Origin of the sequence: Flavobacterium sp. TAB 87 (assembly GCF_001529295.1) — a bacterium.
Taxonomy (GTDB): Bacteria; Bacteroidota; Bacteroidia; order Flavobacteriales; family Flavobacteriaceae; genus Flavobacterium.
Window position 1 is genome coordinate 189,736 of record NZ_LLWK01000035.1, and the last position, 19,782, is coordinate 209,517.

The following is a 19,782-nucleotide window of genomic DNA, read 5'->3' on the forward strand; positions in this document are numbered from 1 at the left end:
TATGTTTTACTCACCATTAAGATATCCTGGAGGTAAAAATAGACTCTCCGCTTTTCTTGCGAAGATTTGTATGGATAATAACATTCATTCGCATTATGTTGAACCATATGCAGGTGGAGCTTCTGTTGCATTATTCTTACTAATAGAAGGATACGTGAGTCGGATTACGATAAATGATAAAGATCGATCAATATTTGCTTTTTGGTATTCAGTAAAAAACAATACCGATGAACTTTGCAGTCTCATTGATGAAACTGACGTAACAATTGAAAATTGGCTTATTCAGAAAGATGTACAAAAAGAAAAAGAAACGTCTGATTTATTAAGACTTGGCTTCTCTACTTTATTCTTAAACCGTACCAACCGATCAGGAATTATTAAAGGCGGGGTAATTGGGGGACTTAAGCAAGAAGGTAATTATAAAATTGACTGTAGATTTAATAAAGAAGAGATTAAAAAACGTATAAAACTTATAGCGAAATTTGCGGAAAGCATTCAACTTTTTAATGATGATGCAATTGATTTAATAGATAAGATTCAACTACAAGCTGAAGTTTATGGTACGATTTTTTATTTCGATCCACCATATTATTTGAAAGCTGATAAATTATATATGAATCACTATATGGATGAACATCATAAGAACGTTAGTGATAAAATTAAGGCTATTAAAAATATCCATTGGATAGTATCTTATGATGACAATATAAATATTGAAAAATTGTATTTAGAATTGTCCACAAAAAAATATTCGTTTAATCATTCAGCTGGAATTTCAAAATCTGGTAAAGAAATAATGTTTTTTAGTGATGGGCTAATACAGCCAGAGGTAGAGAATTATAATCCAATAAAATTTAAGGTAATCACAAAAAAAAATAAAAAAGAAATAATCTACAAATAAAACTGTAATCACAAAATAGAATTGAGTTTATCAGCCAAATTTCATTATTTAGAATAATATTTATGACTACATTACAAACAGAATAGCCGTTTAAAATATCTTTATCGATTTTTAAATCACAAAACATCTATAGCTTTTTAATCTTTCTTATAATTTGCAACTACTTTTTCATATTCTTGAATAAATATGTCAACTTCAGTTTTATTTTCAGAAATCCACGGATTAATTACCTTTGAACATAGCTTTCCCCAATAGATTTTTTGCTCATTAAACCAAGCTTTTGCTTTTACTCTATCATTAGTGATTTCAGTAATAGTAAATTCTTTAAATACGAATTGCTTATTATAATCTTCGCGTATCTCATCCCAAAGTGAAGAACCTTCAGCAAGATCAAAAAGAAATTTTGCTATTAGTCTTTCAGGAGAAGCAGTACCTGGCAAAATAATAAAGCTTTTTTTCACGCTTTCTAATTTTCGCATCTTTGCACTATCAATTTTAACATCACCATCTAAAACCACAAATGATTCTGAATAACCAAATCCAGGAATTTTTTTCCTTACGAGTTCTATAAGACTATCACAACCCAATGTACAGTCATAAAAGTGAAGCTCCGAGCTTTTCCGTTTTAAAATGGCTCTAAAAAAAATTTCACATTCTTTATCTTCTGTAAAAACAGCTACCTTGGAAGCAACCGGCTTTATAGCCATCGATATATTTAATTTATCCCTAATTCTTTCAAAGGTAATACCAGTTATAAGTTTGACATTATCATCTATTTTTTGTAAATATAAAACCTTAATTTGATTCGGAATCTTTATATCTGCTTGCCATTCACAAGTCCTTTCCAATATGTTTAGTGAATGCGTTGTAAATATGATCTGTATTTTAAGCTGAGATGAAAACTTTCTTAATGCTTCAATAAGTTTAATTTGTGAAGCTGGATATAACGTAGTGTCAAGTTCATCAATCGCCAAAATACCACCTTTATAATCGGATCCATATTTTGTTTTAAGTCTTTGAAAAGACATTATCGATAATAATATTTTGCCTATATTGTCTTGGCCTGCCGAATTCATTTTCCAATCATAATTGGCGGTATTTACTCCTAAAGTATTTTTTTGTTTACTAGACAAGTATTCAATACTAGTCAAAGCACTAGCTGGAGTAAGTAAAATTTTGTTATGCCATTCCTTAAAAAAATTTAATTCATCTATTGATAAGACAATATCATTATTAGATCTTATATCATTATCTTCGCCAATGGGAAATAGCCGAGAAAGACTTAAATAAATTACTGGCATTTGAATGTAACCCGAACCTTTTGCTCTTGTACCTTTTTGCCAAAATCTAATATTTGCGTCAGTTTTAGATCTAACAATACTTTCAACAGTAAAGTTTGGATCAGCCATTCCATTTACATTTAATGTCCATTCATGGCTGCGCGCAGTGTCAAAAACTTCAGAAAGTTTAAATTTTTCAGCAAAAGACGATCGGTAGTTTCCCCCACTAAGAGGTTTTTCTCCATACATTGGGTGTGTTTTGTCACTTATTGAAAAAGGTTGACTTAGCATCCCTAATAATGTAGTTTTTTGAGTTCCATTTTGACCAGCAATTACGGTCAACGCTGTTCCAAGTTGGAAAGAAATATTTTCAAACCCGCGAAATTTTTTTACATCTACATTATTAATAATCATATGCTAATAAATTGGTTAAGATAAGTAAAAAGTTATCAATCATTAATTATAGTTTTGGTTTAGAAAACAGGAATTTAATAAAAACTTTACATTTTAATGAAAACATTAAAATTCCAATAATGTGATATATAAAAGTAAAATAATTTGTAATTTAACTTCAAAAAAGTAATAAATTTTTATTTTTTCATAATGATTTCTCTGGCCAGAAATCTTTAGGAGAACATTTTAAAATTTTGGATATTTCATTCAAATGCTTGATATTATATTTTGCCTTTTTTGAAGGAGACTCTATGTCACCAATAAAACCAACACCTTTATCTAATTTTAAAGATAATTGTTCTTGGGTAAGTCCTTTTTCTTTTCGGATCTCTTTAACCCTTTGAATAATGTAGATCTCTATTTCTGTCAAACAATTTTCCATATTTTACAAATAGGCAATTTTTTTAAAACTTTTTCAATGGACTATAGTCCATATTTTAATTATTTTATTATATTTGTGTATTATTACAATATGTAATGTATTTTTGCGATTCTTCATATAAAATATTTGAAGCATTCGCTTAGAATCTCGTTTTCAAAAACTGGTAATTTTAAACACACGAGGTAATAAGTAAGATGCTCACGCTTTCTAGGCGTGGGCTCACTTATTCGTGTGTTGGGTATACCAGTACCTTGAAAACGTTTAAGCTGAGTTCCATGCCTTTTTTTATGCACAAAACTCTCTTATCATTCTTAGTGTATCCTTCCATATTTTTAAAGTTTCGCATTCAAAAAAAAAAGAACCTTTTAAAATGTTGCCTATGCTTTAAATAAAATCTTCCTTATGTCTATTAAGCCGTTTACTTAATGCATAAAAAATGGCCCTCTACCCTGTCGCTAAACTGTTATAGAGGGCCGTAGCTAAAAAACTAACGTTTAACTTAACCAATCCCAATATTATGAATAATTTTTCATTTTACAAGGGTAGTAAAGCGCTTTATTGCCTAATTTTTCTAGGAATTTTGTTGTCTTTCTCCTCCTTATCGTCCAAAAATATAGCGTCACCTACACCTCTATTTTTGCAACAACATCAAATTCAAGGCACTATCACCGATGGTACCAACCCACTGCCTGGGGTTACGATCACTATTAAAAACAAAACTAATAGTACTGCCATAACCGATTTTACTGGTCAATACACCTTTTTTGCCTCCCCTACTGATACGTTACTGGTTTCTTTTATCGGTTTTAAAACAGCACTTGTTCCAATTAAAGGAAGGAGTGTCGTAAATGTGAAATTGCTTTATGATACTACTACTTTACAGGAAGTTCGTGTGAATGCAGGGTATTATTCCGTAAAGGAAAGCGAACGTACTGGAAGTATTGCCCGGGTTACTGCTAAAGACATTGAAAACCAACCCGTAACCAACGTGTTGGCGACTATCCAAGGTCGTATGGCAGGAGTTAGTATTACACAAACCACTGGAGTTCCGGGCGGAGGATTTGATATTAAAATACGTGGACAGAACAGTTTCAGGTCAGGTGCTAACAATCCCTTGTATATTATAGATGGGCTTCCCTATACTGCAGATGCTATTGGCTCAGGCACAGGTTCCGCAGTGCTACCCAGCCAGCCTAGTCCATTAAACAGCATCAATCCCGACCAGATAGAAAGCATTGAAGTACTTAAAGATGCAGATGCAACGGCCATCTATGGCTCACGAGGTGCAAACGGGGTCGTTTTGGTAACCACAAAAAAAGGAAGACAAGGCAAAACAACTTTCAACGCCAAAATTAGCACCGGTGGAGCAACAGTGACACGATTCATGAACCTTCTGAATACGCAGCAATATATTCAGATGCGGAAACAGGCATACACCAATGACGGAATAATTGTAATTCCTGCCACTGCTTATGATGTTAACGGCACCTGGGACCATAGCAGGTATACCAATTGGCAGAAAGAACTTTTGGGAGGAACTGCAGAAATATCTATTCTGCAGGCTTCCGTCACTGGCGGTTCGGAGCATACTCAGTTTTTACTTAGCGGGAATTTCAGTAGTCAAGGGAGCGTTTATATTGGTGATTTTCGCTATAAAAAAGGCAGCTTTCGCTTAAATGTCAATCATCAATCGGAGGATAACAAATTCAAAGCCAATACTAATGTAGGCTATACATTGCAAGACAATACCCAGCCTCAGGTAGACCTTATGAGAGAAACCTACAGCATTGCGCCCAATGCCCCTGCATTGTATGGTCCAGACGGTTCGCTGAACTGGGAAAACAACACTTTTAACAATCCACTTCGGAATCTGACAGGAAAATACAAAGCGCTTACAAACGATTTAATTGCCAGCAGTCTTTTATCATATGCCGTGACTAAGAGCTTAAAGGTGCAAGCAAATATTGGATATACCAGTTTAATCAATAATGAGAATACTACCAATCCGTCGACAAGATTTAATCCTGCATTTGGATATGGCCCAGAAAACTCTACCCTTACAACTGCTGGCATGGAACGAAACTCTTGGATAATAGAACCTCAGCTGAACTGGATAAAATCTTTTGGCTTAAACAAAATAAATACTATTGTAGGAGCTACTTTCCAGTCCCAGAAAGCCGTTCAGATAGTTCAATATGGTTCTGGTTTTGCCAACAACGGTCTGATTTCAAATATTGCTTCCGCTTCTACTGTAAACACACTGCTAAGCAGTGAGACATTATATAAATATCAGGCCTTCTTTGCACGGATTAATTATAATTATAATGAGAAATATATTATCAACCTAACTGGAAGAAGGGATGGCTCCAGCCGTTTTGGACCTGGCAGGCAGTTTTCCAATTTTGGAGCTGCGGGGGCCGCATGGTTGTTCTCTAAAGAAAATATTTTTAAAAACAACACACTGATGAGTTTCGGTAAACTAAGAGCAAGCTATGGAACAACAGGTAGTGACCAGATCGGTGATTACCAGTTCCTAAACACGTATACTGTTGCGGGAACTAGATACTCAAATGTACCCGGTCTTCAGCCGAGCCGTCTATTTAATCCAGATTTCGCATGGGAAACGAATAAAAAATTTGAAACTGCTCTTGAAATAGGCCTCTTTGCGGACCGTCTGTTTTTAACCGGAGCTTATTATAATAATAGATCAGCCAACCAGCTTGCAGGAATACCGCTTGCCGGTACAACAGGTTTTACATCGGTTCAAGCAAATCTGAATGCTTTAGTTCAGAATAATGGATTTGAATTTACCATTAGAACTGTCAATCTACAGCATAAAAACTGGAACTGGACTAGTAACTTCAATTTGACATTCAGCCGTACCCGTCTGCTTGAGTTTCCAAATCTGCAAGGTTCAACCTATGCAAACACACTGGTTATCGGAGAGCCCTTAAACATAAAAAAGGTATATCATTATACTGGAATAGACCGTCAGTCCGGTATTTATACATTCGAGGATGTAAACGGTGATGGTCTGCTTACTGCCGTTGAAGATAAAAAGACAATATCAGACCTTAGCCCTGAATATTTTGGAGGTCTTCAGAATAGTCTAAAATATAAGAATTGGCAGCTGGATTTTCTTTTCCAGTTTGCAAAACAGAAAAATTATAACGGATCATCTTACTTCGGCCTTCCTGGAGCTGAAGGTAATCAGCCTACATCTGCTTTAAATAGCTGGCTCCAGTCAGGAGATAATGCGAACTTTCAGGTGTATACTACAGGAATAAACAGTACCGCATCTGCAGCATACTACAGGTATTTTGAAAGTGATGGTGCAATAAGTGACGCCTCCTACTTACGATTGAAAAATATTTCTCTTTCCTACGATATCCCTTTAAAAGATTTCAAATGTAGGATATTCTTTGAAGGGCAGAACCTTCTGACATTCACGCATTATGATGGTGCCGATCCTGAATTTACTTCATTAGGATACCTGCCTCCTTTAAAAGTTTTTTCGGCTGGACTTCAATTTAATTTTTAAAAAAAATAATTATGAAAAATTATAATTCTTATTCGAATTTTTATAGTGTTTTTTTTGATGTATGGAAAAAACTACAGTTATCATTTACATTACTATTCTCTGTACTTACAATCTTGTCATGTGACAATTTTGTTGAAGTAGATCTTCCTAATTCCCAATTAACTGCATCGACAGTATTTGAAGAAAAAACAACTGCAAATGCAGCTATGACCCATGTTTATGCCAAAATGAGAGATGCAGGGCTTTTTACGGGTTACAGTACCGGTATTTCTAATTTACTTGGAAATTACACAGACGAACTTATGTTTTACGGAAGCGGACAGGAAGGCACGATTAATTTTTATAATAATATAATTCTGCCTTCAAATGCAAATATTAAGTCCTTATGGAACAACAGCTATAATCAAATTTACGGGGCTAATGCAGTTTTAGAAGGTGTTTCAGCCTCTACTGGTCTTTTAGAAACTGACAGAAGTCAATTAAAAGGGGAAGCCCTTTTTACAAGGGCGTTTATTCATTTCTGTCTGACCGGTCTTTATGGAAGCATACCTTATGTTAAAAGCACGAATTATCAGCTGAATAAATCTATTGCTAAAGAAAGTTCCGAATCAGTTTATCTTCATTGCATTGAAGATTTAAATCTTGCTGCTGACTATCTGCCTGCTTCTTATTTAACATCTGATCGTACAAGGCCAAATAAATTCGCCGCAAAAGCTCTACTTGCAAGGATATATCTTTACACTAAACAGTGGAATGAAGCTTCATTTGAAGCTACTGCAATATTGAACAATAAGACACTGTATCCATTTGAGAGCAATTTGTCTAAAATCTTTCTAAAAGGAAGCACTTCAACGATCTGGCAATTTGCATCTAATACAGCTATAGGAAATACATTAGAAGCGCAGACTTTTATTTTTACTTCAGGTCCTCCGCCCCTAACAGCATTAAGCGCAACGTTAATAAATTCATTCCAGCCTGAGGATCAGAGAAAGACCGCGTGGACCACTGCTGTCTCCAATGGGACCTCAACCTGGTATTATCCATCTAAATACAAGAACAAGGGAAATGGAACTTCTACAGAATTATCCATTCTTCTGCGATTAAGTGAAATTTATCTGATACGTTCTGAGGCACGTGCGCACAACGGTGATCTAACTGGCAGCAAAGAAGATCTAAATAAGATAAGAAATACAGCCGGATTAGGCAACACCGCAGCTGTAAGTCAACAGCAAATTCTGCACGCAATTTTAAAAGAACGTCAATTGGAATTCTTCACTGAATTTGGACATCGCTTTTTCGATCTTAAACGTTCTGATGCAATTGACAGCATGCTCTCTGGCATCAAACCACAATGGGCCACATACAAGTCAATACTGCCAATTCCTGAATCTGAATTAATTTTAAATACAAACTTAAAACCCCAAAATACTAGCTATTAATGAAAATTTTGCTAAACATCAGAAGATCATTTTGGATTAGTACTAATTTGCTTTTGATAATCTGCCCTTTAATGGGGCAGATTAAAAAAGCAGGTTTCGTGCCCCAAGAAGATTATAAAAAATGGAGTAATCTCAGAATTACTGATTTATCCAATAATGCCAAATGGGCAGCATACTCACTATCCTATGAAACCGGAGAAGATACAACCTTCCTAAAAACTACTGCAGGCCAAACGACTACTGTTATACCTGACGCTAAAAACGGAATCTTTTTAAAAAATAATTCATTTGCCTGCCTTGTTCCCAACAATCAATTTTTAATTTATGATGTAGAAGATAATAACCGAAGGTATTTTGACAGTATCACTTCTTTCCAAACTGCCAGCAGACATATCCTTTTAAGAAAAAAAAATGCTGACAGCAGCATCTCTATCTTGATCAACGATCTAAAAGGAAATTTATTAAAAGAGATCACAAATGTTGATCTATACAGTCTCAGTCCCGATGGAAATAAATTGGCATTTTGTCAAAATAAGGAGCGTTCTTATCTCAAAATTTTGGATCTCGGCAAGAAAATTACATCAACAAAATTATCTGTCAGTCCGCAGATTCATTACAAAATAATTAAGTGGCACCATAGTGGTAAAAGCTTTGTAATGGCAGGATATCCTGAGAAATTAAAAAATAATAATTTTACTGAACTTCTATTATACAAAACTGCGCAAAATGAAATATATCACTACAATATAACATTGGATAAAAACTTTGCATCTGGAGTTTTCATTGAGGGACGCTACCTTAACTCTTTAGCTGTATCAGAGGATCAATCAAATGTTTTTTTTATTGCAAAGGATATGAGAGTTTCCCCTGCTGACAATAATACTGATGTTGTCGAGATTTGGAACAGTGATGATAAGGATTTATTTCCCCGCAGAAAAGAATACGGTTATAATAATGAAGATTTTTATTTGATACAATGGACACCTGAAACCGGCAGAACAAAACGAATAGGGAATACGGAAAATCCAAGAGTTATTTTAAATGGAAACCAAAGGTTTGCATTGGCATATGATCCCGAAAAAAACAAACCTTCTTTTAAACAAAAACCTGATTTGGACTTTTCTATAATAGACTTACATTCAGGTGAAGTTTCTCCATTTTTAAGTGGACAGCCAAGCATCGGTCTTACTAAGACGATGTCATTTTCACCAAATGGCAAGTTCCTAGTTTATTTTAAGGATGAAAAGTGGCAGCTCTATTCATTCGATAATAAAAATACCGTCAGCTTAAATGAAAGTATTAAAAGTTCGTTTGCAAATACAACAACACAATATGGTGTTTCTACATTCCCATTTGGCTTTGCGGGCTGGACAAAAAATGATAAGTCTTTAATAGTCTACGATGAGTTTGATCTCTGGGAATTCAATACTGAAAGTTTTTCTGCCACGAGACTTACCCGAGGCATAGAAGAAAATAAAATTTACCGTTTAGCCTTTTATAAATCGGAAGACTTTGGAATCTTAGACTTCAAAGCCCACACATTAGTTCCAGGCGAGAATATTGTTTTAAATGTTAAAGCCGTCGATCATTCAAGGTCAGGTATTTCATTTATAAATAAAAACAGAAAAGTAGAATCCGTTGTTTACAATTCTACATATGTTTCTGTCGTAAAAAAAAGTGGCAGTGGAAATAATTTCATCTATCTACAGGAAAAATTTAATGTTCCTCCTGAATTGATTTCAAAAAATGAAAATGAAAATCCAAATACAGTATTTGCCAGCAATCCACATCATAAAAATTATGCCTGGGGTCGTTCCTTGCTAATTCGCTATAAAAATTCAAAAGGGATACTCCTCAATGGGTCACTTTTCTTTCCTGCTGGATTCGATAATACCAAGACTTATCCAATGATTGTGAATATTTACGAAAAACAAACGTATAGACTGCACAAATATATGAATCCGACACTTCTAAATGGATCATCATTCAACACAACAAATTATACAAACAATGGCTATTTTGTCTTGCTGCCAGATATCTCATACGAATTAGGAAACCCTGGATATTCTGCGCTTGACTGCGTTACTTCAGCTGTAAAGAAGGTACTCGAAGAATACCCTGTAAATCAAAAAGCAATAGGATTGATCGGACATTCCTTTGGCGGCTATGAAACTAATTTTATAATTACACAAAGCAGTTTATTCAGTGCGGCAATTTCAGGGGCTGGGCTAAGTGATCTTAGCAGTGGATATTTGGCCTTTAATCAAAATGATTACCTTCCTGAAATGTGGCGTTATGAAAGTTTTCAGATGAGAATGGGCACCACATTATTTGAAAATTATGCTGGCTTTCAAAAAAACAGTCCAATAACTCATGCAGCAGATGTATTAACACCTTTATTATCATATACTGGTGACACCGACACATCAGTAGATCCTTTGCAAAGCAGAGAGTTTCATATGGCTTTAAGAAGACTAAAAAAGAAGCATATACTATTAATTTACCCCAAGGAAGATCATGTTTTTACCAACAAAAAAAATCAGATGGATCTAACACTTAAAAGTTTAGAATGGTTTGAATATTATCTTAAAGACGGACCTAAATCAAAATGGATGGAAGCACAATAAAAGAACAATGCTGTTCTCTTTCGAGAACAGCATTGTCATACAAACTAGAACGATATTCTAATTTGGAACTTTATACATTGGAAGAGTACAGTTATTGTTTGGACTTTCTTCATTAACTTTTCCAAACAACTGTGCCGATCCATAGGAACAGATTTCATCAGCTAGTTCAGTCTGACATCTTACCTCTTCTTGATGACAAGGATCTTGTTGCGAAATGTATCGATAGACCGGACGCTCCTCAACAGCTTTAACACTACCCATTGAAGCAGTAAAGAATGCTCCTGCTCCTCCTAAGATTACAACTGCTAATGGAGCTGAAAATCTTTTTAAATTATTTGATTTCATAATATTAAAATTTATATGGTTATGATCTACTCTTTTACAGGTTTTCGATCTAATCCCTGATATCGGCCGATATATCTTTACTGGTTTTATTTATCTTTGGATGGTTCTGTGTCACATGAGATCTTAGTTTGTAACACACTAATTTCTGATCAATAAGAGCATATAGATGATTCCCATAAACATACATACTTCTCATTTTTTTTCTGTTTATGTTATAAATAGGAAAACTTGAACGATAACTTTTATCTGTAAAATCATAAACATCTACAATAGCTGCTATTTTCCATAAATCTTCCGATTCGTATTGACCGGGTAAAGAAGAATTAACAAAGAGTAGATTTCCATAAGAAGCACTAAGTCTATTGACCCTTAAAGGCGGTTTAGAAAAAGTAGTCCTACCGCTTTTTTTGTTTTGGACTAATTCAATCTGAGCCCTGCTTATTGTATCAATAGTATTCCCTTTTACATCTAAATTTAATTGATTATTAATAAGCAGATACTCATTTCTGTAGTAATAAACATAGATAATCTTATTTATTGATCGATTATATAATAAAGAACCATCAGTATCGATAATCCCATCAAATTGTTTTTCAAGAAGACTTCTATTAATTTTGCTTTTTAAAGTATCTTTCAAATCCACAGTTCCAATAACACTTTCGTTCGATTCAGCTATCGAATATCGAACTGCTAAACTTGTCGAATCAATAGGAACCGCATTGGAAAAATAAGGACCACTGTTAAGTTTTAAATCAGCATGCCAATTAGCAGTGCTTCCGCTAAAGATATAAGGAACAGTCCCTTCAAAAACAAAAAAACAACCACTTCCCACTCTTATTACTGGAATCGAGAAAGGCATTTTTATTCTTTCTAGAGTAATGTTATATTGTGCTATTTCTTTTGTCAAAGTATCCAATACGGAAACCTTAAGTGACGAAGTAGAATTTCCAAGATATAAATTGCCATTATCACTCCCTGCAAAATAATAAGAATTGTATTTTAAATCTATCTGATAAATCTGCTGCGCTGTATGCTGAGCAAAACGACGTATAAATTTGTTTTTATAATGAATTACGTTGTCAGAAAAATGAAACATTAAAATAAGTGCTAAGCCTCCCAACAATAAAGATGAAGCTAAAAGAGTAATTTTAAATTTGAAAACTTGCCAGAATCCATTATTTATTATATTTCTATAAGGAATTAATAAAAGAGCAACTGCCGCCAATACTGTAAAAATAATATTAAAGACCAAATGCTGTTTCCATGTCATTTTTTCCAAAATGCCCCCACATGAACAAGGGATGTATGAACTATAGTATAGCATAATATAGATATAAAAAGAAAAAAGAAACATCAGCACAAATGAGAATAGCAAACCCCAGAATTTTAAGGCACGAAACATTAAAAGGAGTGAAATCCCAAATTCTAAAAAAGGAATAAAAATCGCCATCCATTCCGCAAAAGGACTCAATATTGGAGACTGTCCCAATTGTACCTGAAAATTTTCAAAATCCAAAAGTTTACTTACAGCAGCGTAAACAAAAAGCAGTATATACAGAAGACAGACAGTCTCAACAATTAAAATTTTAAATCCTATTTTAGGTATAAGTTTCATAACCAGTCTATTTGAATTCTACAACGTAAAATTCTGAATTACAAAGCAATAACTCTTACAATATTGGGAGCAAAAATTAATTAATAAGGATTAAAGTCATCCAGAGATAAAAGATTCCTAATTTTACCTCTACCGAGTTCTTTTGGCGAAAACCCAAACTGCTTTTTAAATGATTTAGAAAAATTAGGATAGCTGTTAAAACCGCTCATAAAAGAAATATTCTTTAGTGGAATATCGGTCTGCTCTATGATAAGGTAAGCCCTTTTAAGGCGCTCTTCTGTATAAAATTTGTAGATGCTTGTATGAAAAAAATACCTGAAACCGTCTTTGAGTTTAAAATCATTTGTACCGAACTTTCTTGCCAATTCCTTTACCGAAGGCAGTGGCTCTTCCAAATTAGCTAAAACATAATCATAAACCCTCTGCACTAGTCGCGCATCAGATTTGCGGAAATTTTGATGTCTTTTTAATTTTATCTCGAATGATTCTGGAGCAGTTTCATTAACTTGGAGAAAAGGGACTACGAAACTAAGGACGGTAAACATACCATCCGACAATCTTGATATGGAACACTCGGCCGTTACAATGAGCTTTTTAAATGTTATAAAACTTAGGGTAATAATTTCACCTGATAAAAGTTTATCTTCAAGTTCCTTTCTCTCAATATCCGATAAGTCTCTGAAGTCATCCTTTAAGAAATTCTGAATCGGCCTGCCCAGAATTTCTACAGAATTATAACCTAAAATTTCCAAAGCCCCATGATTCACATTTTTTATGCAATGATTTTCATCTAAGATAAAAGTAGCAGGCGTGATCATTCTATGCGTAAGATAAGGATTGACAAACCCCGAATGAAAAACCGATTCCTTAAGCTCTTCCGCTACCATATTAACTAGAACAACTAAATTTTCTATCTCATCGTCATAGCTACTCAGTGGAATATGACCATTGAAATTACCACGTGCCATTTCATATAACATCTTATGCATATATATAAGTCGCTGGCGATTATGAGGTCTCTTCATTACTCCTGATTTTATTTACATATCACAACCTAGTTCGATTTTTATCTAAAGAAATCCTTTGAGATAATGAATTGCCTCCTGCTCCACCGCAAAAACTTGGGTAGGAACAGATGGTTTATTGATTTCAAGATAAAAAGTACTTATAGTCTTTGAAATGTTTTCATTACCAAGCAATGCCACTGCTACTGCAAGTAAAGAACCCGCTTTAGCCAGATAATCCCTCCCTGCCTTATCTGTGGAAACTACCCCCCTTATATCACAAAAAACCGGAAGCAGTCTTTCATTCTGTAATGAAATTCTATCTGCTACGACTCGCATAGCTACTTCTAAATCAATTACCGTTTTGGATTTATATTCAAAAAAGAGAATTCCTTCATGAATCCAATACCTAGCATTTTGATTCTCATAAGATTTATATGTTGCAATCATTTCTTATCAATTTAAAATAAAGTATTGAAATTTAACAAAATTATAAAGATTAATAAACATTATTATTGTCAATTATGGATTATTTCTTGAAAAACACAGCAACATCTTGGTAAATCGGTAACATTTCTTGTCTTATTGGGAGTAAAACAACTAGAAATAAAAGCAGTTTCATTTTTTATAAGGAATTTTAAACAACTATTTTTCAGATAGTTAAAAAAACACAATTATAAAACCTTAAAATTTTATCCAAAATGGCAAAAATTAAACACAACAATTTTATCGATACTGTCGATGCTGTCTTTTCAAGTGCAAAAGAAGAGGGTATCCTGCATCTATATGCAGAAGGAGAACATCTTAATGGCCGAAAAATAAAAATTAATGGCAACGAAATGCTCCATTTTGGGACTACAGGTTATCTTGGATTAGAACAAGACAAAAGGTTAAAAGAAGCGGCTATAAGTGCTATAAACAATTATGGAACACAATTTCCACTTTCAAAATCTTATCTCTCACATCCTCTCTATGGGGAACTGGAAAGTAAAATAGAGCAAATGTACAACGTTCCCCCCATCATTACAAAAAACAGTACTTTGGGACATATGGCGATAATTCCAACACTCATAAGAGATGAAGATGCTGTAATTATGGACCACCAAGTACATTGGAGTGTACAAAGTGCCTGTCAGCTCCTTAAGCTTAGGGGAGTCCCATTGGAGATGATACGCCATAATAATCTCGAAATGCTTGAAGACAAAATACGGATGCTTATTAACAAATCTAGTAAAATATGGTACATGGCTGATGGAGTCTATTCTATGTATGGTGATTATGCTCCGGTAAAGGATCTTTTGCTTCTTTGTGAAAAATATCCCCAGCTTCATCTCTATTTTGATGATGTGCATGGTATGAGCTGGAAAGGAAAAAATGGAACGGGATTTATATTTGAAAGTATTGGAGCATTACAAGATAACATTGTAGTTGTAAGCACGCTCAGTAAGACATTTGGAGCCAGCGGTGCTACTTTCTTTTGCAGCGAAAAAAAAGTGCGTGAAAAGATAAAAAATTTTGGTGGTCCCCTTACCTTCTCTGCCCAACTTGAACCAGCTTCAGTAGCTGCGGCAATAGCATCGTGCGATATACATCTTTCTTCCGAAATTACAGTACGGCAGATGGAACTTAGCCAAAAGATATCGCATTTCAGTACACTGTTATCAAAAAGCAGCCTTCCAGTTGTTTGTAAAAACGATTCACCAGTTTTCTTTTTGGGAATGGCTACGCCTGCAACTGCTTTTAATTTTACAAAACGCCTTTTCTCAGAAGGCTTTTATCTCAACCTTGGCATCTATCCTGCAGTACCTATTAAAAACACAGGAATTAGGATCACGATCTCTGCCCATAATCAAGTATCAGACATCTCAGCACTTTTCGACGCAATGAATCATCATTTTCCTAAAGCACTCGAGGAAACCGACAGTAGTGAGGATAAAATAAGGAAAGCCTTTAGAATAGAACATGCCGTTAAAGCAACATCAGAACAAAAGCAGGATAGTGAATTACATATAGAAGCGCTTAGAACAATTGAGAAAATAGACAAACAAGAATGGAACAATTGTATTGGCGTGCAAAATATATTGGACTGGGATGGACTTCACTATCTTGAGAAAACATTCTCAGATCAAACTAATGCCACTAATAAATGGGAATTCTTCTACTTTATAATCCGTGATCAAAACAAGCGTGTACTACTGATGACCTTCTTTACTTACGGATTGTGGAAAGACGATATGCTCTCTACAGAATCAGTATCAAGGCATCTCGAAGCAATTCGCAAAAGTGATCCTCTGCACATGACTTCAAAAGTGCTGAGCATGGGCTGCTTGTTTACTGAGGGATCACACTGCTATATTGATGAGGACCATCCTTTGGCAGATAAAGCCATGCGGATGCTCCTAAATACAATCGAAAACACTTATGATTCCATAAAAGCCGACATGCTCATTTTACGTGATTTTGCTTGTCAATTTCGTTGGGATGCGCTCATAAGAGGTCAAGGATATTTCCGTGTGGATATGCCAGAATCATGTGTCATAGAAAATAAAAACTGGTCTGCACTGCAAGACTACGGTTTACTGCTTTCCTCACGCTCCCGCAAACATTTCAATAAGGAAATACTGCATTATGAAAAATGCTATACTGTGGAAATTAAGGAAAGTCTCAGCGCATTAGAATTGGAAAGGGCTTACCAGTTGTATTGCAACGTGAAAGATCGGAATCTTGCTATAAACACTTTTCTGTACAATAAAGAAGTATTTAAAAATATGTGTATCTATCCGAACTGGGAATTTATCCTATTATATATCAATGATATTACAGAAAAAAAATTCGTCGGCGTAATGTTTTGCTATAAAAACTCTTACCATACTTATGTGCCCGAATTGATCGGTATGGACTATGCGGCTGGCGAAGGATTTCAACTTTACAGACAGCTACTGTACCAAACCATAAAAAGAGCTGCTGATCTCAAAATTCCAAGAATTGATTTTGGTATATCGGCCACTTTTGAAAAAAAGAAGCTTGGAGCTTCCATAAGCCCGAAAATCGCTTATATACAGTCAAGAGATAACTATGCTATGGAGCTCATGCAAACACTTCAAAATGAAAATAAGCGCGGGTACTGAGAAAATACTACAATTTTAAATTTCCTTTGAGAATCGGCAAATAACTCTTTTGGGCTGAAAAGCCCACTCTTTCGCTTGTTTATAAAAATTTTAATCGCTTGCTATGATAAGATCTACATGTGAGAACGCACTTCAGGTTATTCGCAAAGCAGAAAAAGAATTCAGCTTAGACCCTGAACAAATAATTGAAAAATCATACCACATGACTACTGTACTTCGAAACTTACTTTCGACGGTAAAAAAAAATGTATTAGAGACTGGCTTCTCTGATGAAAATGAAGAGATTAATTTTTTTAAAACAGTCAAGCCGCAGATACTAGGAAAGCTGATATACTACAATAAGGTTTTTAGAATTGAAACATCTTGTCCAATAGTAAGAGGCAAAATGCACCATAAGCATTTCTCCAATGAACTCAACTTGCTAAAACAAGAATTCAAAGAGCAATTTTACAACACTGATTTTTACCGTTACTATCGTACTGGAAGGACGGAATGGGATCAACATTTTTTCTGTCTTGGAAAAATTGACATTCATGAGGGGGTCAATAGTTTTGTTTTCGAAATAGACACTCAATTTTCCACCTATTATGATTATAAGGTTTCGCGTATAATTGCCAATGAATTACTTTACAACTATCTGCTCTCCAAAATTGAGGATGAAAAAGAACAAACTATGATTTTTCCTGATGGTAATAGCAGTTCCAGAGACTTTTTTTGGACAGATTCCAAAAATGCATTGATCGAACTTATATATGCGCTGCATGCTTCAGGAAGCATTTCTAATGGAAAAGCTGGCATTCGAAAGATAAGTATGGCTTTCCAAATGCTTTTCAAGATCCAACTAGGTGATGTTCATCACGCATTCCACAGAATGAAGGATAGATCAGACAGTAAAAGTATTTTTCTAGACCAGCTAAGCTCATCACTTAAACAACACATGGACAAGGAAATGTAAAAGTTTTGAGAATTTTATTTATAGCCCATGCGGTGCACTTGGCAAATAGTAAATTATTTGCCTAAAATCTAAAAATTTTGTAGTCATCAGTCCACTAAAATCTATGATTCTAATTTTAATCAAATCTGTTAAAATACTAAAAAACTGCATTTTACATTGGCAGACATTGGCAGTAAAGAATTATCAAGCTTAGCAACTTTGCATTAGTATTCTGCTTCAAGCAGTAATTTTTATTAATGCAAAATAAATCATCATGAATATAGACAGAATCGAATTCCTATCATGGATGGAGCGACTTATAGAACGTTTCGATCTTATAAATGAGAATATCAGTGAACTTGAAAAAAAGCGTGGAAGTGTTGATGGAGAAGAGCTTCTGGATAATCAGGATATTTTACAAATGCTGAAGATAAGCTCAAGATCCCTTCAGCGCTACCGATCCTCCGGCAAGCTGCTTTACTATACAATCAGTGGCAAAATATATTATAAACTATCAGATATACATCAATTCATCAGAGAAAGTTTTACCGCCAGAATACCTAAAATATAGGCCATATAGCGAAAAACAATGCCTAAAAGTTCCAAGTGGCGCGATTCAGGTAAAGCCTTTTTAAATTTCGGGTATGAATTTGAAATATCACACTATGAGCGAGCTAACTGTAGATGAACTAAAATATCCCGAAGAAATATCGGATGTAATACTGGTTTTTGATAAAGAGAAAAAAAGAATTCAAGTTGTAAAAGGAATTGATGAAAAAGGCAATCTGGAAACCGTCGACCCTACTAAGAAAAACCAGAATCAGTTTATGCGGATAGATAAAAACGGAGACTTCTTTTCAAACTTCTTCTCCAATTTTATCAGTCAGATAAAAAACCCAACTCATTTTTCATTCTTCAAAGTTCCTGATCTTATCGCTGTTGATACAGCAAAGCAGATTCAAAAACAAATAGAAAATCCCACTAAGAAGAGTGAACAATTGATTAGGCAGTACGAAGTAAAAGAGGAATCACAACAAGATTATAAACAAGTAAATCAAGATAATATGTCAGCAACACAAACACCTTTGGAAACAAGCGAATACCGCTTTAAACCGGAACAGATAGATTGGGAAACAATGTCCAATCTCGGATTAAGCAAAGAGAAATTAGAAAAAATGAATTTGCTCGATCCCTTATTAAAAGGGTACAAAACCAATGAATTAGTACCAATAAGTCTTAATCTTGGCACAGCAATCACTCGTATGGATGCCCGCTTATCCCTTCAACAAGGTGACGATGGAAAGGTTGTAATGGCTATTCACGGTATTCGTAAAGAACCGAATCTGAACTTTGAATTCTTTGGGCACAAATTCACCCAGGAAGACAAAGCTAATTTGCTCTCTACAGGTAATATGGGAAGAGCTGTTGATTTGACTAATCCCAAAACAAAAGAAACTATTCCGTCTATTATAAGTGTGGATAGGCTAACAAATGAACTAGTTGCTTTGCGTACCGATAAAATTAAAATCCCTGATGAAATCAAAGGCATAAAATTGGATGACATACAAAAACAAACTTTAACTGAAGGTAAACCACTTTACCTAGAAGGGATGATTTCCAAAAAAGGAAGTCTATTTAATGCAGAGGTACAATTTAATGCAGACAAACGTTTTGTAGAATTTCTTTTTGATAGAAGTAACACTACTAAACAAACTCAAAATAATCAGCAAACCCAATTTCAGGAATTTCCAAAAGTCTTTAGAGGAAAAGAATTAGATTCTGAACAGCAACAAAAGTTAAAAGATGGATTGACTGTTTTTCTTAGTGGATTGGTTGATAAAAAGGGAAAAGAATATAACGGATACATCACCTTAAACAAGGATACCAACAAAACAGATTTCTCTTTTCAAAATCCCAATAAGCTCAAAGAGCAAGCAAAACCTACCGAAGCACACAAAACACAAACAGATGTCAATTCGGAAGGCAAAACTAATGAGGCAACTAAAAACACTAAACAGCCTTTAAAATCAGGTCAAGAATTACCTGATAGCAAAAAACAGAAAGTAGAACAAGAAAACCCGATAACTCCTGCAAAATCCAAAGGCAGAAAAATGTAGCAAATTATGAAATCGC

At 34.6% G+C, this 19,782-nt stretch carries 14 protein-coding genes; 8 read left to right on the forward strand and 6 right to left on the reverse strand.

Going from position 1 to position 19,782, the window contains the following annotated elements:
• Nucleotide 1 precedes the first annotated feature (1 nt).
• Nucleotides 2–901 carry a DNA adenine methylase gene (locus tag AP058_RS07645; protein ID WP_066308919.1) on the forward strand — a complete coding sequence of 300 codons (900 nt, stop codon included), beginning with the start codon at nt 2–4 and terminating at the stop codon, nt 899–901.
• A 137-nt stretch (nt 902–1,038) separates the two neighbouring features.
• Here the strand turns inward: AP058_RS07645 and AP058_RS07650 are convergent, their stop codons facing one another.
• Nucleotides 1,039–2,595: an AAA family ATPase gene (locus tag AP058_RS07650; protein WP_066308743.1), complete on the reverse strand. Its 1,557-nt coding sequence runs from the start codon at nt 2,593–2,595 to the stop codon at nt 1,039–1,041.
• A 184-nt stretch (nt 2,596–2,779) separates the two neighbouring features.
• Nucleotides 2,780–3,004 (reverse strand): helix-turn-helix domain-containing protein, encoded by a 225-nt coding sequence (locus AP058_RS07655; RefSeq protein WP_066308920.1) that lies wholly within the window; start codon nt 3,002–3,004, stop codon nt 2,780–2,782.
• A 529-nt stretch (nt 3,005–3,533) separates the two neighbouring features.
• Between AP058_RS07655 and AP058_RS07660 the strand changes: the two genes are divergently transcribed.
• From AP058_RS07660 to AP058_RS07670, 3 genes are read left to right on the forward strand one after another with little or no spacing between them, the layout of a single operon-like run.
• Nucleotides 3,534–6,557, forward strand: a complete 3,024-nt coding sequence (locus AP058_RS07660; RefSeq protein WP_066308746.1) for a SusC/RagA family TonB-linked outer membrane protein — start codon at nt 3,534–3,536, stop codon at nt 6,555–6,557.
• A gap of 11 nt (nt 6,558–6,568) precedes the next feature.
• Complete coding sequence (locus AP058_RS07665; protein WP_066308748.1) at nt 6,569–7,996, forward strand: RagB/SusD family nutrient uptake outer membrane protein; 1,428 nt, start codon at nt 6,569–6,571, stop codon at nt 7,994–7,996.
• A complete protein-coding gene (locus AP058_RS07670; protein WP_082706607.1) occupies nt 7,996–10,623 on the forward strand; it encodes a S9 family peptidase in 2,628 nt (875 codons plus the stop codon). Before AP058_RS07665 ends, AP058_RS07670 begins: the two co-directional genes overlap by 1 nt.
• A 57-nt stretch (nt 10,624–10,680) precedes the next feature.
• Here AP058_RS07670 and AP058_RS07675 read toward each other — a convergent pair whose 3' ends face one another.
• From AP058_RS07675 to AP058_RS07690, 4 genes are all read right to left on the reverse strand, one after another.
• Nucleotides 10,681–10,968 (reverse strand): hypothetical protein, encoded by a 288-nt coding sequence (locus AP058_RS07675; protein WP_066308751.1) that lies wholly within the window; start codon nt 10,966–10,968, stop codon nt 10,681–10,683.
• Nucleotides 10,969–11,017: 49 nt separating this feature from the next.
• On the reverse strand, nt 11,018–12,583 hold the full coding sequence (locus AP058_RS07680; protein WP_066308752.1) for a DoxX family protein: 1,566 nt from the start codon (nt 12,581–12,583) through the stop codon (nt 11,018–11,020).
• Between the two features lie 80 nt (nt 12,584–12,663).
• Nucleotides 12,664–13,608, reverse strand: coding sequence for an AraC family transcriptional regulator (locus AP058_RS07685; RefSeq protein ID WP_066308753.1), 945 nt, complete (start codon nt 13,606–13,608; stop codon nt 12,664–12,666).
• A 45-nt stretch (nt 13,609–13,653) separates the two neighbouring features.
• Nucleotides 13,654–14,037 (reverse strand): hypothetical protein, encoded by a 384-nt coding sequence (locus AP058_RS07690; RefSeq protein WP_066308755.1) that lies wholly within the window; start codon nt 14,035–14,037, stop codon nt 13,654–13,656.
• 251 nt (nt 14,038–14,288) lie between these two features.
• Here AP058_RS07690 and AP058_RS07695 point away from each other — a divergent pair, with 251 nt between their 5' ends.
• The 4 genes from AP058_RS07695 to AP058_RS07710 all read left to right on the forward strand — a co-directional run bounded on the left by AP058_RS07695 (nt 14,289) and on the right by AP058_RS07710 (nt 19,766).
• Nucleotides 14,289–16,715, forward strand: a complete 2,427-nt coding sequence (locus AP058_RS07695; protein ID WP_066308758.1) for a bifunctional aminotransferase class I/II-fold pyridoxal phosphate-dependent enzyme/GNAT family N-acetyltransferase — start codon at nt 14,289–14,291, stop codon at nt 16,713–16,715.
• 103 nt (nt 16,716–16,818) lie between these two features.
• Nucleotides 16,819–17,670: an RteC domain-containing protein gene (locus tag AP058_RS07700; RefSeq protein WP_066308760.1), complete on the forward strand. Its 852-nt coding sequence runs from the start codon at nt 16,819–16,821 to the stop codon at nt 17,668–17,670.
• A 253-nt stretch (nt 17,671–17,923) separates the two neighbouring features.
• Nucleotides 17,924–18,220: a helix-turn-helix domain-containing protein gene (locus AP058_RS07705; protein ID WP_066308762.1), complete on the forward strand. Its 297-nt coding sequence runs from the start codon at nt 17,924–17,926 to the stop codon at nt 18,218–18,220.
• Between the two features lie 94 nt (nt 18,221–18,314).
• Nucleotides 18,315–19,766 carry a DUF3945 domain-containing protein gene (locus tag AP058_RS07710; RefSeq protein ID WP_066308766.1) on the forward strand — a complete coding sequence of 484 codons (1,452 nt, stop codon included), beginning with the start codon at nt 18,315–18,317 and terminating at the stop codon, nt 19,764–19,766.
• The last annotated feature ends 16 nt before the right edge of the window (nt 19,767–19,782 follow it).

Bases quoted from the DNA above. Each gene is read 5' to 3' on its own strand.
- AP058_RS07645 (WP_066308919.1), top strand. From the start codon at position 2: ATGTTTTACTCACCATTAAGATATCCTGGAGGTAAAAATAGACTCTCC.
- AP058_RS07650 (WP_066308743.1), bottom strand. From the start codon at position 2,595: ATGATTATTAATAATGTAGATGTAAAAAAATTTCGCGGGTTTGAAAAT.
- AP058_RS07660 (WP_066308746.1), top strand. From the start codon at position 3,534: ATGAATAATTTTTCATTTTACAAGGGTAGTAAAGCGCTTTATTGCCTA.
- AP058_RS07665 (WP_066308748.1), top strand. From the start codon at position 6,569: ATGAAAAATTATAATTCTTATTCGAATTTTTATAGTGTTTTTTTTGAT.
- AP058_RS07670 (WP_082706607.1), top strand. From the start codon at position 7,996: ATGAAAATTTTGCTAAACATCAGAAGATCATTTTGGATTAGTACTAAT.
- AP058_RS07675 (WP_066308751.1), bottom strand. From the start codon at position 10,968: ATGAAATCAAATAATTTAAAAAGATTTTCAGCTCCATTAGCAGTTGTA.
- AP058_RS07680 (WP_066308752.1), bottom strand. From the start codon at position 12,583: ATGAAACTTATACCTAAAATAGGATTTAAAATTTTAATTGTTGAGACT.
- AP058_RS07685 (WP_066308753.1), bottom strand. From the start codon at position 13,608: ATGAAGAGACCTCATAATCGCCAGCGACTTATATATATGCATAAGATG.
- AP058_RS07690 (WP_066308755.1), bottom strand. From the start codon at position 14,037: ATGATTGCAACATATAAATCTTATGAGAATCAAAATGCTAGGTATTGG.
- AP058_RS07695 (WP_066308758.1), top strand. From the start codon at position 14,289: ATGGCAAAAATTAAACACAACAATTTTATCGATACTGTCGATGCTGTC.
- AP058_RS07700 (WP_066308760.1), top strand. From the start codon at position 16,819: ATGATAAGATCTACATGTGAGAACGCACTTCAGGTTATTCGCAAAGCA.
- AP058_RS07705 (WP_066308762.1), top strand. From the start codon at position 17,924: ATGAATATAGACAGAATCGAATTCCTATCATGGATGGAGCGACTTATA.
- AP058_RS07710 (WP_066308766.1), top strand. From the start codon at position 18,315: ATGAGCGAGCTAACTGTAGATGAACTAAAATATCCCGAAGAAATATCG.